Source organism: Flavobacterium sp. HBTb2-11-1 (genome assembly GCF_009826975.1).
Classification (GTDB): domain Bacteria; phylum Bacteroidota; class Bacteroidia; order Flavobacteriales; family Flavobacteriaceae; genus Flavobacterium.
In genome coordinates this window covers 483,381-498,344 of record NZ_WUMO01000001.1, presented here as the reverse complement: position 1 = coordinate 498,344, position 14,964 = coordinate 483,381, and the positions used below count along the sequence as shown (strand labels likewise).

Sequence of the window (14,964 nt, the reverse complement as noted above, 5' to 3'; positions counted from 1 at the left end):
CCATTCTGTCTGATGAAGTTTTATGAGTATTTTGTATTTGTATTATTTGTATAATACTTTTTTAACTGCTTTTACTACATCACCTGCATTTGGCAACCAGTCTTTAAGCAATACTGGAGAATAAGGTGCAGGAGTATCTGCAGTTGTAATACGTTGAATTGGCGCATCAAGGAAGTCGAATGCTTGTTCTTGAACGATATAAGAGATTTCAGAAGAAAGGCTGGCAACTGGCCAAGCTTCTTCAAGAATTACTAAACGGTTTGTTTTCTTAACCGATTTTAAGATCGCATCTTTATCCATTGGACGAACTGTTCTTAAATCGATAATCTCACAAGAGATTCCTTCTTTTGCTAATTCATCAGCAGCGATAAAAGCTTCTTTGATGATTTTTCCGAAAGAAACAATAGTTACATCTGTTCCTTCACGTTTAACATCAGCAACACCAATTGGAATTGTATATTCTCCGTCTGGCACTTCACCTTTGTCACCGTACATTTGCTCAGATTCCATGAAAATAACTGGATCGTTATCACGGATAGCAGATTTTAAAAGTCCTTTTGCATCGTAAGGAGTTGAAGGAACAATAACTTTAAGACCTGGAGTATTAGCAAACCAGTTTTCTAAAGCTTGTGAGTGAGTAGCTCCTAATTGACCAGCAGAAGCTGTTGGTCCGCGGAAAACGATAGGCACATTAAATTGTCCTCCTGTCATTTGACGCATTTTAGCAGCGTTATTTATAATTTGATCAATACCAACTAAACAGAAGTTGAATGTCATATATTCTACAATAGGGCGGTTTCCGTTCATTGCAGAACCTACTGCAATTCCTGAAAATCCAAGCTCAGCAATTGGAGTATCAATTACTCTTTTTTCACCAAACTCAGCAAGCATTCCTTTTGAAGCTTTGTATGCTCCATTGTATTCTGCAACCTCTTCTCCCATTAAATATATGGATTCATCGCGACGCATTTCTTCGCTCATCGCTTCACAAATGGCCTCTCTAAATTGTATTGTTCTCATATTTTATATTGTATGTTGAATTTTCTGAAGAGCAAAAATAAATATTTTAAATAACTTAAATGCAAAAATTGAATTTAAAATCGCATGAACTTCTATCTGTTCTCAGGTTTTAACTTTTTAAACTTTATTGTGATAATTACGAAATCGATATAATAACGTATTATCAACACTTAATTCTTTCTAAAATATTTTTCAGACAAACTTCTATCTATTTGTTTAATTCTTGTTTCTTCAAAATTCATTCATCTTAACGTAAAAAACCAAAAATTAGTATTTCTCAGACAAATTTAATTTGCTTTCCAGCTATCGGTTATTGCAAAATTCCTAACAATCAGACAAAATGAATATTATTTTATTTTTAGATTCCGATGAAAATCATCCAAAACTGAACAATCTGCGAAATCGTAATAGTTTTAAAAAATATTATGCGTGCATAGTATAATTATTCCAAATTAAATTCTAAATTTGTAAAAGCATATTATAAATTCAAAATATATACTTATGAAAATACTAGTTTGCATCAGCCATGTGCCTGATACTACTTCAAAAATTAACTTTACCAACGGTGACTCAGAATTTGACACTAATGGTGTACAATATGTCATTAATCCTAACGACGAATTTGGTCTTACACGCGCTATATGGTTTCAAGAACAACAAGGTGCTAATGTAACGGTTGTAAATGTCGGAGGTCCTGATACTGAACCAACTTTACGTAAAGCATTGGCTATTGGAGCAAACGAAGCTATTCGCGTTAACGCAAATCCTACAGATGGTTTCTTCGTAGCAAAACAATTGGCAGAAGTAATTAAAAACGGTGGTTACGATCTTGTAATTGCTGGTAAAGAATCTTTAGATTATAACGGTGGAATGGTCCCTGGAATGATTGCTGGAATCTTAGGATACAACTTCCTAAACTCTTGTACAGCTTTAACTGTTGACGGAAACAATGTAAAAGCGGTTCGTGAAATCGACGGCGGAAAAGAAACCGTGAGCACTACTCTTCCTTTAATTATTGGAGGTCAAAAAGGTCTTGTTGAAGAGAAAGATTTACGTATCCCGAACATGAGAGGAATTATGACTGCAAGAACAAAAGCACTTACTATTCTTGAGCCAGTTGATGCAGCTGTAAATACAAAAGCGGTGAAATTTGAAAAACCAGCTCCAAAATCAGCAGTGAAATTAGTTTCTGCAGATAATTTAGATGAGTTAATCAATTTATTACACAACGAAGCGAAAGTAATCTAATAATTAGTTTTCAGTCGCAGTTTTCAGTTTGCAAAACTTGAAACCTTCAACTTTAAACCTCAAAACAAAAAAATCATGTCAATATTAATATATGCAGAATCTGCAGAAGGAAAATTTAAAAAAGTGGCTTTCGAATTAGCTTCTTATGCTAAGAAAGTAGCCGAATCATTAGGAACAACTGTTACTGCTTTAACAGTAAACATCAGCGATGTAAGCGAGTTAGGCAAATACGGAGTTGATAAAGTTTTAAAAGTAAGCAATGACAAATTAGCTGGTTTTAATGCAAAAGCTTACGCTGATGTAATTAAACAAGCTGCTGAAAAAGAAGGAACAAAAGTAGTTTTGCTTTCTTCTACAACAGATAGCATTTATCTTTCACCGCTAGTTGCTGTGGCTTTAAATGCTGGTTTTGCTTCAAATGTAGTTGGATTGCCAGTTAGCACTTCTCCATTTCAAGTAAAAAGAAACGCTTTTTCAAACAAAGCTTTCAACATTACACAAATCGATACAGATGTAAAAGTTCTTGGTTTAGCTAAAAACTCTTACGGACTTTTTGAAAGTGCAGGAGCTGCCGCAGCAGAAGATTTCACCCCAACTGTTGGAGATAATGATTTTGGTGTAAAAGTAGAATCTGTAGAAAAAGTATCTGGAAAAGTTTCTATCGCTGATGCAGATATCGTAGTTTCTGGCGGACGCGGATTAAAAGGCCCAGAAAATTGGGGATTAGTAGAAGATCTTGCTGCTGTTCTTGGCGCTGCAACGGCTTGCTCTAAACCAGTTTCAGATTTAGGATGGAGACCTCACAGCGAGCACGTTGGACAAACAGGAAAACCAGTTGCAACAAACTTATATATCGCTATTGGTATTTCTGGAGCTATTCAGCACATTGCTGGTATTAACTCTTCTAAAGTAAAAGTAGTAATCAACAACGACCCTGAAGCTCCTTTCTTTAAAGTTGCTGACTATGGTGTTGTTGGAGATGCTTTTGAAATTGTACCACAATTAACAGAGAAATTAAAAGCTTTTAAAGCTCAGCATTCTTAATACAAAGAATTCTCTTTAAAAATATTGCTGCCTAAAAACAAGATGTTGTATCTTTGTTTATAGGCAGCTTTTTTGTTCCATATTTTTTGATTAAAATTGCAGCTTTATTTTCCAACCCAAAATAGTATTAAAATAAGGTGCTAAGTGCCTTTTTTACAAATATATATGAGTCTAGTAAAATTATCCATAAAAGGAATTTCATACAGTCAAACTCAAAATGGCGCTTATGCCTTAATTTTGAATGAAGTCGACGGCGAAAGAAAATTACCTATTGTTATTGGCGCTTTTGAAGCCCAGTCAATCGCTATTGCTTTAGAGAAAGAAATAAAACCGCCACGCCCGTTAACACACGATTTATTTAAAAATTTTGCCGAAAGATTTGATATCGTGGTAAAACAAGTTATCATTCATAAATTAGTCGACGGTGTTTTTTATTCAAGTTTGATCTGCGAAAGAGATAAAATCGAAGAAATTATCGATGCACGAACTTCTGACGCTATCGCTTTGGCGCTTCGTTTCAACGCTCCTATTTTTACTTATAAAAACATTTTAGATAAAGCTGGAATTTATTTAAAATCGAATACTGCCGAAACAGATTCTGGCGCTCAAGAAATTGATGATGTTCTTTCAAACCCAGAAACTTTCGGGCATGAAGAAGAAAGCAACCAATCTGGAGACGTTTACGCAAAACATTCTTTACAAGAATTAAACGAGCTTTTAGACCAAGCCGTTTCTCAGGAAGATTACGAAAAAGCAGCAAAAATTAGAGACGAAATCTCTAGAAGATAAAAAATATGTTTAATCGTTGATTTGTTTATTCGTTAAATCGATTAAACAGTTAAACGAATAACCGAATAAACAATCATGAAACAATACTTAGATTTAGTAAAACACGTTTTAGAAAACGGCAATCAAAAAGGAGACCGTACCGGAACAGGAACTAAAAGCGTTTTTGGCTACCAAATGCGTTTTGATTTAAGTGAAGGTTTCCCAATGGTTACAACCAAAAAATTACATTTAAAATCCATCATTTACGAATTGCTTTGGTTTTTAAAAGGCGATACAAATATCAAATACCTTCAGGAAAACGGAGTGAAAATTTGGGATGAATGGGCAGATTCTAATGGTGATTTGGGTCCTGTATACGGACACCAGTGGCGCAATTGGAACAGCGAAGAAATCGATCAGATTTCTGAATTGATTACTGAATTAAAGACAAATCCAAATAGCCGAAGAATGTTGGTTTCTGCATGGAATCCTTCAGTTCTGCCAGACACTAAAAAATCTTTTGAAGAAAATGTAGCCAATAATAAAGCAGCATTGCCTCCTTGCCACGCATTTTTTCAATTTTACGTAGCAAGTCCAGATCCTGAAAAAGGAGAAACAAAAGGAAAACTTTCTTGCCAATTGTATCAGCGAAGTGCCGATATTTTTTTAGGAGTTCCTTTTAATATTGCTTCTTACGCATTGCTGACCATGATGATTGCTCAAGTATGCGATTTAGAACCAGGTGAATTCATTCACACTTTTGGTGACGCTCATATTTACAACAATCATTTTGAGCAATTGGAACTGCAATTAACACGTGAACCAAAACCATTGCCAAAAATGATTTTAAATCCAGAGATTAAAAATATTTTTGATTTTGATTACAATGATTTCACACTTGTAGATTACGATCCGCATCCTGCCATTAAAGGAAGTGTTGCTGTATAAAAATAAAAAAATCCGCTTAAAAATTTAAGCGGATTTTTTTTATACAACTAAAACTCCATTTTCACTTCCGGCATAGTCATTCCATTTGTAAAAATCAGCTTCAGGATCATTAACATAAATTCCGTCGATTACATACTTAAATTCGTAAATCGCATCTTTCACCAAATCGTAAGTTGCTTTAAACGTACCATTTTTTAACTTGCTTAAAGCTCCTTCTGAGGCATTCCAGTTATTAAAATCCCCAACCACCGCTGCCGAATTAGCATCTTTGGCATCTATTGAAAATGTAACTTTAACAACCGGCTTCGTTTTGATAAATTGTTTTTTCAAAGACATAACTATTTCGTTTTTAGATTTATACATCTAAAATTAATTAAATTCAGCGAAACACTAACTACCGCCAGAACCGATTTATGATAATACCAAAAACAGTATATTTTTTTCGCTTTATTGGCAATTTAAAGCAGTTAAAATTTTGTTTTTCAAATTATTGGACTATTAAAAAGCAAATATTCTATACCCAAAATATTGTCTTTCGAAAATAAATTTTAACTTTATAATCTCATTTTTATCTTATGGAAAAAGAAGTGCACGAACAATACGAATACGCTAGACGCCGATTAAGACAAAAAAAAGTCTTATATTTTCATTTTGTACTTTTCCTGCTTGGAAGTTTATTTTTATTTATCGCCAATAGATTTTTTGGTTTCGGACAAGGCACAAACCAAAATTGGTGTATCTGGGGCATTACCATCTGGCTTTTCCTATTTATTCTTCATTTTATAAAAGTGTATATAACCGACCGTTTTATGAATAAGAAATGGGAAAGAGAACAAATTGACAGACTAGTTGCTTTACAGCAAAAAAGAATCAGTCAGCTAGAGTCTTCTATTAACGAAGAGAATGAAAATAAAATTTAGTTAAGCATACCATGATTATAATGATAGCGGCTGCGGCCGAAAATAATGCGCTTGGAAAAAACAACGAATTAGTCTGGCATTTGCCAAATGATTTTAAAAGATTTAAATCGCTTACTACTGGTCATCATATCATTATGGGAAGAAAAACCTTTGAAAGTTTTCCCAAACCGCTACCAGACCGTGTTCATATTGTAATTTCTCGTCAAGAAAATTATAAACCAGAAGGATGCATCGTAGTAGATAGCATTGAAAAAGCAATCGCCCTGTGTCCTGAAAACGACGACAGTTATATTATAGGTGGTGGTGAAATTTACAATCTTGCCCTTCCGTTTACTGATATTATTGAATTGACCAAAGTCCATCATTCTTTTGATGCAGATGCTTTTTTTCCTAAAATCAATAAAAGCGAATGGATTTTGGTAGAATCTGAAGAAAATTATAAAGATGAAAAACACCTTTATGATTATACCTATGAGACTTACATTAGAAAATAAATAAAAAACATCCTCTTTTTAGGGAGGATGTTTTTAAATAATTGATTTTTGAAGCCTGACTCGCTCAAGAAAAAATTTTTGTTTAAAAAAATCACAAATGTCGAGAAACATTTGCAAAACTGAATAACATTTAATGTTATTTGAGACCTAAGCCTCAAACGCCTCTAATAACAAATACCACTAAGATATTAAAGGCAGAAAATTAAAATTTCCAAAAACAAATTTAATCCTAAGAACGTACTTTGCGCTTAAATATAGTATTTCCCCCCAAGAACAATACTTACAAAACTCTTTCATGAACAAATGAATTACCAGCACAAAAAAAGTAATCATTTGTTTAAGTCATAGCGACTGTATCAATCATTAAAACTTTAATCATTTTTACTTGAACAAAGTTGCTCATAATAGAGCTATTAGACAATACCAAGATTTAGGGATTTTGGCAAAATACCTAGATTTAGGGATGGCAAAAAACCTTTATAATCAGTTTTAAAATAAATCTTCCAAAACATTTATTTTACAATTAAAAAACTCAATTACAGTTAAACTAGATTGTTTATATTTGCCTAAATAAAAAAAATGTCTGAAAAAATAACTCCGTATAAAGACTCTTCTTTAGGTAAAAAAGAGCAAGTAACTCAAATGTTTGATACCATTTCTGGGAATTACGATAATTTGAATCGCGTAATTTCTTTTGGAATTGATGTTAAATGGCGTAAAAAAGTATTAAAAATAGTATCAGACAAAAAACCAAAAGTTATTCTTGATATCGCAACTGGAACTGGCGACTTGGCCATTTTGCTTGCACAAACTAATGCCGAAAAAATTATTGGTTTGGATATTTCTGCAGGAATGCTGGAAGTAGGAAAAAAGAAAGTTGAAGACAAGAAACTTTCAAATGTTATCGAACTAGTTTTAGGCGATTCTGAAAACATGCCGTTTGAAGACAACTATTTTGATGCAATCACAGTTGGTTTTGGCGTAAGAAATTTTGAAAACCTAGAAAAAGGTTTTGCAGAAATCTTAAGAGTCCTAAAACCAAATGGCGTATTTGTTATATTAGAAACTTCTGTTCCAGATAAATTTCCTTATAAACAAGGCTACAATTTCTACAGTAAAAACATACTTCCATTAATCGGAAAATTGTTTTCTAAAGATAATGATGCTTATGGCTATTTGTCTGAATCAGCTGCTGCTTTTCCTTATGGAGAGGCCTTAAACAATATTTTAAGAAAAACTGGGTTTATAGATGTTGTGGCAATGCCTCAAACTTTTGGTGTCGCAACAATTTATTCTGCATCTAAAAAATAGTATGAAAAAAGTTGTAATCTTATTTTTATTGGTCTTAACGACAAAAGGACATTCCCAATTTGCTAAAAACATGTTTAGCAAAGATCCTATTATTAATCTTGAAAACTGGCAAAAGCAACGTATCTACTTTGGCTATTATTTAGGCTTTAATAGTTTTGACTTTAAATTTGATTACAAAACTCCTGTGCAGGAAGATATTCAAGTTAAAAAAACAACTGGTTTTAACGTAGGGGTTGTGGCTGATTTAAGGCTTCAGGAATATATTAATCTGCGTTTTGAACCAGGTTTGTATTATACGAAACGTGATCTTTATTTCCCAGGCATAAGCAACAAAGAAAGTGATTATTTAAGAGAAGTAAACAGCACTTATATTCACTTTCCCCTATTATTGAAATTTTCTGCTAAACGTACAGGAAACATACGCCCTTATTTAGTTGGCGGAATGTCTACAACTTTAAATTTATCGAGTAACTCCAAATCTAAAGACGACAATTTCGAACAAAAATTTAGAGTAAAACAATGGACTGCCGCTTACGAATTAGGTTTAGGAATTGATATTTTTACCGAATACTTTATTTTCTCTCCTTCTGTTAGAGGAATGTTCGGCATAACAGATGAGCTTATTAGAGATAATACTCCAGACAGCCCATGGACAGGAAACATTGATTCGATGAAATCTAGAGCGCTTTTAATAAATTTCACTTTCCATTAAAACAAAATATTAACTATTTCGTTTAAATTCACTAAGAATAATTGCTGTTGCAGTAGCTACATTTAAACTTTCGGTTTTTTGTAGCTCTCCAAATCTAGGAATTGTGATACGGCTGGTTACGATTTTTTCAATCTCTTCTGAAATTCCGTTGGCTTCATTACCCATAACAATGATTCCCTCCTGAGGCAGTTTTGATTGGTAAATATTTTCTCCGTCCATAAAAGTTCCAAAAACTGGCAGTTTAGTTTGAGCAAGAAAAAGTTTTAAATCGACATAGCTTACATTTACTCTGGTAATAGACCCCATTGTAGCTTGTACCACTTTCGGATTATAAATATCCACTGTTTCTTTAGAACAGATAATCTGCTTAATGCCAAACCAATCACATAGACGTAAAATAGTGCCTAGATTTCCTGGGTCTCTAATGTCGTCTAAAGCTAAAATCAAGCCTGAATCGATTATTTCTTTTTCGGCTGGAATTTTAAAAACTGCCAAACAAGAATTTGGAGTGGACAAAGCACTTATTTTTTTCAGTTCTTGTTCATTAATAAGAGTGCGTTTGGACGCATGAACCGTTTGAAAATCATTCAATGTGGTGTATAAATGTTCTAATTCAAAATTGGATTGCAGCAATTCTTGAATTACTTTTACTCCTTCAGCAAAAAATAATTGATTAGCAGAACGCTGCTTTTTTTGATGCAAGCCTGATATTAGTTTTATTTGGTTTTTACTAACCATAAAATAATGTACTTTTGAATTAAATATTAAAAAACACTTGAAAAATAATTCCACAAAAATAATAGCATTTCTTCTAATTGCAATATTAATTTGCGCTTGTAATGCCGTAAAAAGAGTTCCCGATGGAAAAAACCTTCTTGTAAAAAATAATATCCTAGTTAACGGAAAATCGACAAACGATGAGACGGCTTCAAATCAGATGTACCAAAAACCAAATGGTAAATTATTAGGATATAAACTTCGATTAAATTTATACAATTTAGCCAATTTAAATCCAGATTCCACTTATCAGGCAAAATTTAAAAACAATCCAGGAAAATATGAGCGTATGTCCAAAATATTCTCTGCAAAACAAGTGGACCGTCTTGGACAATCTTTCTATTATAAAGGAATTCATGAGTTTCTAAAAAACACTGGAGAACCCCCAGTAATCATTGATACTTCTAAAACTAAAAAATCATTACTTCGTTTAAAATACTATTATTTCAATAATGGTTTTTTTAATGTTCAAACCGATTATACTATTGATACTATCGGAAAAAAGAGAGCTGCAATTAATTATAACATCACTACAGGACCAGCTTACATATTAGACACTATTAGAACTAAAATAATGACTCCTGCCTTAGACTCGTTATACAGAACTAATAATGAACCTTCTTTATTAAAATCTGGAAATCAATACAAAACCACAGATTTTGAAGAAGAAAAAAACCGTATTACAACCTATTTTAGAAATCACGGCGCTTATTACTTTCAGCCAACTTATGTAACTTTTGACATTGACACCATTGGAAAAAAAGCAAAAGCTGATGTAACTTTAATCATAAACAACAACACCATTCAAGAAAGAGATTCTAGCCGCACAGAGCCTTTTAAATTGTATAAAATTAGTGATGTAAATATTTACACAGATTATTCTGCTGCTAATGCAAAGAAAAAGCCAACAGACAGTGTAACCTACAACAATTTTAATCTATACAGCTACAAGACATTAAAATACAAACCACGTGCTATCACCGATGCTATATTTATTACAAAAGGAAGCACTTTTGCTGATTTTAGAACTACGCTTTCGTCTCGATATTTAAATAATTTAAGGATTTTTAACTATCCATCAATCCAATACGAAGTGGACAAAAGAGATTCTACAGCCCAATCTCTTATTGCCAATGTTTATTTGACTCCGAGAAAGAAATACAGTTTTGGAGCTACTCTTGACTTAACGCATTCTAACATTCAAGATTTCGGAATCGGAGCCAGTGTTTCTGAAACGATTCGAAATGTATTTAACCGCGCAGAAACCCTTGAAATTTCTGCTCGTTTAAATGTGGGATCATCTAGAGATATGGCCAATCCGAACAATAATTTCTTTAATGTTTCTGAATATGGTTTGGATATGAAATTAAACTTTCCGAGAATTCTACTCCCGTTTGGAACAGAAAAAATTATTCCCAAAAGTATGATCCCCTATACCTCTATTACTTCTGGTTTTTCTAAGCAGCGAAATATTGGTTTGGACAAAGAAAACTTTACGGGAGGTATCTCGTACAACTGGACACCAAAACGTCATAACACAGCAAAATTCGAATTGTTGAATGCGCAGTTTGTTCGTAATTTAAATCCAGATAATTACTTTAATGTATACACTTCTTCTTATGATGATTTAAATTATATCGGGAAAGATTACAATACCAATGTCAACAACTGGGGAGATACGCCTGAGGAACAAGCTCGAAAAAATCTTACCATACCTAATGGAACCACAGGATTTACAAACGATGTATTGACTGGAAAAACAGCCTTGACTCCAAGCAATTCGCAATATCAGGAAGTTGAAAGCATTGAAGAAAGAAGAGTTCGTTTGACCGAAAATGATTTTATTCTCGCAACCAGTTTTTCTTTTACCAAAACAACCAAAAAAGATCTCGCAGACAACAATTTCTATCAGTTTAGAACTAAAATCGAATCAGCAGGAACTTTATTGTCAGCTATTTCAGCAATTGGAAATCTTCAAAAAAACTCAAGAGGCAATTACGAGATTTTCAATCTAGAATATTCAGAATATATTAAAACCGAATTCGACTACATTAAACACTGGGATTTTGGAAAAGAGAAAGTTCTGGCAGTGAGAAGTTTTTTTGGAATTGCAATTCCGTTTGGAAATTCAAACTACATTCCGTTTTCTCGAAGTTATTATGGCGGAGGTTCCAATGACAACCGTGCTTGGCAACCTTACGCTTTAGGACCTGGAAGCACCAATGCCGTAAACGATTTTAACGAGGCTAATATGAAAATTGCCGCTAGTGCAGAATTTCGTTTCAAAATTTTAGGAGATGTTAAAGGAGCGCTCTTCGCAGACGCCGGAAATATCTGGAATGTACTCGATAATGTGATAGATCCGAAAGCAAGATTTGACAACTTAAACGATTTAGGAGAAATTGCTTTGGGAACAGGATTTGGTTTGAGATACGATTTGAGCTTTTTTGTGATTCGTTTAGATTTAGGCTTTAAGACTTATAATCCGGCACATGAGAAAGGAGATCGATGGTTTAAAGAATACAATTTTGGGCACTCGGTTTTAAATTTTGGTATAAATTATCCGTTCTAATGCTAATTAATTCTTATTTTTGCAACCTAAAAACTAAAAACAACTATAAAAAAAATTAAAATGGCACACAACATTAAACCAGGAGTAGCTACAGGAGATCAAGTACAAGAGATCTTTAATTATGCGAAAGAGAAGGGTTTTGCTCTTCCAGCAGTAAACGTTACTGGATCAAGCACAATTAATGGAGTTCTTGAAACTGCAGCAAAACTTAACGCGCCAGTTATCATTCAATTTTCTAACGGTGGAGCACAATTCAACGCTGGAAAAGGATTATCAAATGCAGGTGAAAAAGCAGCAATCGCGGGAGGAATCGCAGGAGCAAAACATATTCATACTTTGGCAGAAGCTTACGGTGCAACTGTAATCTTACACACCGACCACTGTGCAAAAAAACTTTTACCTTGGATTGATGGTTTATTAGATGCTTCTGAAAAACATTTCGCAGAAACAGGAAAACCATTATTCAGTTCTCACATGATCGATTTGTCTGAGGAGCCAATCGAAGAGAACATCGAAATCTGCAAAGAATATTTAGCTAGAATGAGCAAAATGGGAATGACATTGGAAATCGAACTTGGTATTACAGGTGGTGAAGAAGATGGCGTTGACAACTCAGACGTAGACAGCTCAAAATTATATACTCAACCAGAAGAAGTAGCTTATGCTTACGAAGAATTATCTAAAGTGAGCCCTAAATTTACAATTGCTGCCGCTTTCGGAAACGTTCACGGTGTTTACAAACCAGGAAACGTAAAATTAACTCCAAAAATCTTAAAAAATTCTCAAGATTTCGTACAAAGCAAATTCAACACTGGACACAACCCAGTTGATTTCGTTTTCCACGGAGGTTCAGGTTCTACACTTGAAGAAATTAGAGAAGCTATCGGTTACGGAGTTATCAAAATGAACATTGATACGGATTTACAATTTGCATACACTGAAGGAATCCGTGACTATATGGTAAACAACATTGAGTACCTAAAAACTCAAATTGGTAACCCAGAAGGTCCAGATGCTCCAAACAAAAAATACTACGATCCAAGAAAATGGGTTCGTGAAAGCGAAGTGACATTCAACGCGAGACTTGAACAAGCTTTTGCTGATTTAAATAACGTAAACACACTTTAAATTTTAGATTTTTGAATTTAGATTTCAGATTTCTAATGGAGCCTGAAATTTAAATTTTGAATTCAGATTGAAAAATCTAAAATTTAAAATCTACATTCTAAAATTAAAAAAATGGCTTGGTTTAAAAGACAAGAAAAAGGGATTACGACCGCGACAGAAGACAAGATGGACGTTCCGAAAGGATTGTGGTACAAATCTCCTACTGGAAAAATTATTGATGCTGACGAATTGGCGAGAAATTTATTCGTTAGCCCTGAAGATGATTTTCACGTTCGAATTGGAAGCGCAACCTATTTTGAAATTTTATTCGACAACAACGAATTTGTTGAGTTAGATAAAAACATGACTTCTAAAGATCCTTTGCACTTTGTTGACACAAAGAAATATGCAGACCGATTGAAAGATGTAATGGAAAAAACTCATCTTAAAGACGCTGTTCGTACGGGAGTAGGAAAATCTAAAGGAAGAGAACTTGTAATCTGCTGTATGGATTTTGCATTCATTGGTGGATCTATGGGAGCAGTTGTAGGTGAGAAAATTGCAAGAGGTATTGATCACGCCATTAAAAACAAACTTCCTTTTGTAATGATTTCTAAATCTGGTGGAGCTCGTATGATGGAAGCTGCTTATTCTTTAATGCAATTAGCAAAAACTTCTGTAAAACTAGCTCAATTAGCAGAAGCTAAACTACCTTATATCTCTCTTTGTACAGATCCAACAACTGGAGGAACAACAGCATCATACGCAATGTTAGGAGACATCAACATCTCTGAACCGGGCGCTTTGATTGGTTTTGCCGGTCCTCGTGTTGTACGTGACACTACAGGAAAAGATTTACCAGAAGGTTTCCAAACTGCTGAGTTCTTATTAGAACACGGTTTCTTAGACTTTATCACGCCTAGAAAAGAATTGAAAGATAAGATCAACTTATATATCGATTTGATTCAGAATAATGACATTAGAAAATAAGCTTTACACTTCTTTCTAAAAACACAAAATCCCAGAAAATAACTTTCTGGGATTTTTTTATATCTACCTATATATCGTTCCTACGGAACTTTCGAATGTGTGATTTTATTTTTTCAACGGAATAAATTCCGTTGCTACCGATATTAATTCCTACGGAATTTCCTTAGCTAGCCTTTCTCAAATCCTTCTTTAATTCTTTTTCGGCAATTTTATAAGCTAGTTTTTCGCGCCAAACAGCATAACGCTCTCTAAAAACTACTTTTATACCGCTATCAATCGCTCCGTGCATAAACAAACTCCAAATGCTCGCTATTTTTCGTGACCATGATTTATCCCATGCGCGAAGTGTGAGCGAAAAAGAACCGTCGACATAACGCATCCAATGCCACATTCCTGTCGGCATAAATAAGGTATCGCCATGTTCTAAGAAAACTTCGTAACCTTCTACCCCTTTTAAAGCTGGAAATTTTTCAAAATCTGGATTGGCTACATCATAATCTTCTAGCGCGTAAGTTGTATTTGGCAGACAATAGAGCCTCTTCTTCCACTTATAATCGAACAATATGATGTGTTTTCTTCCTCCAAAATGGGTATGAAAAAGATGAGGCAGATCTATATCATAATGCAAAAATGTAACGGCTTTAGAACCTCCAAAAAACATGGCAGGCATACTTTCTATAAAGCCTCCCATTAATTCTTTTGGAACTTTTACATCATTAACCAATTCTGGCCTATGCTTGAAAAGATTGAAGAAAAAAATACGCAGTTGCGTAGGCTCTCTTTTTATGAGATCCAAGTACTCGCCAAATTTCATAGTGGCAATAGAAGCATTAATTACTTTTGAAGGATCTGCTTTAGAATTATCTACTAATTTCACCTCAATATCTCCGGCTATCTCCTTAAAATATTCAGTCGACCATTTCTCTTTTGCAGGCCAATCATTTGTGAGTCCTTTTATAATCAAGGGCTTTTTTTTATCTAAATAATTCTTTTTGAAATCTTCTCTAGAAATAGACTCAACAGTATCGACAGATCTAAGATTAAAGCTCATTG

At 33.9% G+C, this 14,964-nt stretch carries 15 protein-coding genes; 11 read left to right on the top strand and 4 right to left on the bottom strand.

The features are described 5' to 3' along the window. Positions 1-42: 42 nt before the first annotated feature. Positions 43-1,020: a pyruvate dehydrogenase complex E1 component subunit beta gene (locus tag GR162_RS02280; protein ID WP_109191633.1), complete on the bottom strand. Its 978-nt coding sequence runs from the start codon at positions 1,018-1,020 to the stop codon at positions 43-45. A gap of 501 nt (positions 1,021-1,521) precedes the next feature. Between GR162_RS02280 and GR162_RS02275 the strand changes: the two genes are divergently transcribed. From GR162_RS02275 to GR162_RS02260, 4 genes are all read left to right on the top strand, one after another. Next, the gene (locus GR162_RS02275; RefSeq protein WP_008466558.1) at positions 1,522-2,268 is read left to right on the top strand and encodes an electron transfer flavoprotein subunit beta/FixA family protein; all 747 of its coding nucleotides are present in this window, start codon (positions 1,522-1,524) and stop codon (positions 2,266-2,268) included. Between the two features lie 75 nt (positions 2,269-2,343). Further along, positions 2,344-3,312, top strand: coding sequence for an electron transfer flavoprotein subunit alpha/FixB family protein (locus GR162_RS02270; RefSeq protein WP_160780830.1), 969 nt, complete (start codon positions 2,344-2,346; stop codon positions 3,310-3,312). A 165-nt stretch (positions 3,313-3,477) separates the two neighbouring features. Next, positions 3,478-4,101 carry a bifunctional nuclease family protein gene (locus tag GR162_RS02265; protein ID WP_008466556.1) on the top strand — a complete coding sequence of 208 codons (624 nt, stop codon included), beginning with the start codon at positions 3,478-3,480 and terminating at the stop codon, positions 4,099-4,101. A 75-nt stretch (positions 4,102-4,176) separates the two neighbouring features. Continuing rightward, positions 4,177-5,028, top strand: a complete 852-nt coding sequence (locus GR162_RS02260; RefSeq protein WP_129746153.1) for a thymidylate synthase — start codon at positions 4,177-4,179, stop codon at positions 5,026-5,028. 39 nt (positions 5,029-5,067) lie between these two features. Here the strand turns inward: GR162_RS02260 and GR162_RS02255 are convergent, their stop codons facing one another. After that, the gene (locus tag GR162_RS02255) at positions 5,068-5,364 is read right to left on the bottom strand and encodes an isoamylase early set domain-containing protein (protein WP_160780829.1); all 297 of its coding nucleotides are present in this window, start codon (positions 5,362-5,364) and stop codon (positions 5,068-5,070) included. 239 nt (positions 5,365-5,603) lie between these two features. Here GR162_RS02255 and GR162_RS02250 point away from each other — a divergent pair, with 239 nt between their 5' ends. The 4 genes from GR162_RS02250 (at position 5,604) to GR162_RS02235 (ending at position 8,465) form a co-directional block, all read left to right on the top strand. Beyond that, the gene (locus tag GR162_RS02250) at positions 5,604-5,948 is read left to right on the top strand and encodes a 2TM domain-containing protein (RefSeq protein ID WP_119789200.1); all 345 of its coding nucleotides are present in this window, start codon (positions 5,604-5,606) and stop codon (positions 5,946-5,948) included. Between the two features lie 11 nt (positions 5,949-5,959). Beyond that, positions 5,960-6,442 (top strand): dihydrofolate reductase, encoded by a 483-nt coding sequence (locus GR162_RS02245; protein ID WP_160780828.1) that lies wholly within the window; start codon positions 5,960-5,962, stop codon positions 6,440-6,442. A 579-nt stretch (positions 6,443-7,021) separates the two neighbouring features. Further along, the gene (gene ubiE, locus GR162_RS02240) at positions 7,022-7,753 is read left to right on the top strand and encodes a bifunctional demethylmenaquinone methyltransferase/2-methoxy-6-polyprenyl-1,4-benzoquinol methylase UbiE (protein ID WP_160780827.1); all 732 of its coding nucleotides are present in this window, start codon (positions 7,022-7,024) and stop codon (positions 7,751-7,753) included. A gap of 1 nt (position 7,754) precedes the next feature. Next, positions 7,755-8,465, top strand: a complete 711-nt coding sequence (locus tag GR162_RS02235; protein WP_008466547.1) for a porin family protein — start codon at positions 7,755-7,757, stop codon at positions 8,463-8,465. Positions 8,466-8,474: 9 nt separating this feature from the next. On the opposite strand, the gene GR162_RS02230 is transcribed toward GR162_RS02235, so the two are convergent. Continuing rightward, positions 8,475-9,203, bottom strand: a complete 729-nt coding sequence (locus tag GR162_RS02230; RefSeq protein WP_160780826.1) for an RNA methyltransferase — start codon at positions 9,201-9,203, stop codon at positions 8,475-8,477. A 37-nt stretch (positions 9,204-9,240) separates the two neighbouring features. Here GR162_RS02230 and GR162_RS02225 point away from each other — a divergent pair, with 37 nt between their 5' ends. The 3 genes from GR162_RS02225 to accD all read left to right on the top strand — a co-directional run bounded on the left by GR162_RS02225 (position 9,241) and on the right by accD (position 13,911). Then, positions 9,241-11,814, top strand: coding sequence for a BamA/TamA family outer membrane protein (locus GR162_RS02225; protein ID WP_160780825.1), 2,574 nt, complete (start codon positions 9,241-9,243; stop codon positions 11,812-11,814). Positions 11,815-11,874: 60 nt separating this feature from the next. Continuing rightward, positions 11,875-12,942 carry a class II fructose-bisphosphate aldolase gene (gene fbaA / locus GR162_RS02220; RefSeq protein ID WP_008466540.1) on the top strand — a complete coding sequence of 356 codons (1,068 nt, stop codon included), beginning with the start codon at positions 11,875-11,877 and terminating at the stop codon, positions 12,940-12,942. A gap of 111 nt (positions 12,943-13,053) precedes the next feature. Continuing rightward, positions 13,054-13,911: an acetyl-CoA carboxylase, carboxyltransferase subunit beta gene (gene accD, locus GR162_RS02215; RefSeq protein WP_008466538.1), complete on the top strand. Its 858-nt coding sequence runs from the start codon at positions 13,054-13,056 to the stop codon at positions 13,909-13,911. Between the two features lie 163 nt (positions 13,912-14,074). Here accD and GR162_RS02210 read toward each other — a convergent pair whose 3' ends face one another. Beyond that, on the bottom strand, positions 14,075-14,962 hold the full coding sequence (locus tag GR162_RS02210; RefSeq protein WP_160780824.1) for a cupin-like domain-containing protein: 888 nt from the start codon (positions 14,960-14,962) through the stop codon (positions 14,075-14,077). Between the last annotated feature and the right edge of the window lie 2 nt (positions 14,963-14,964).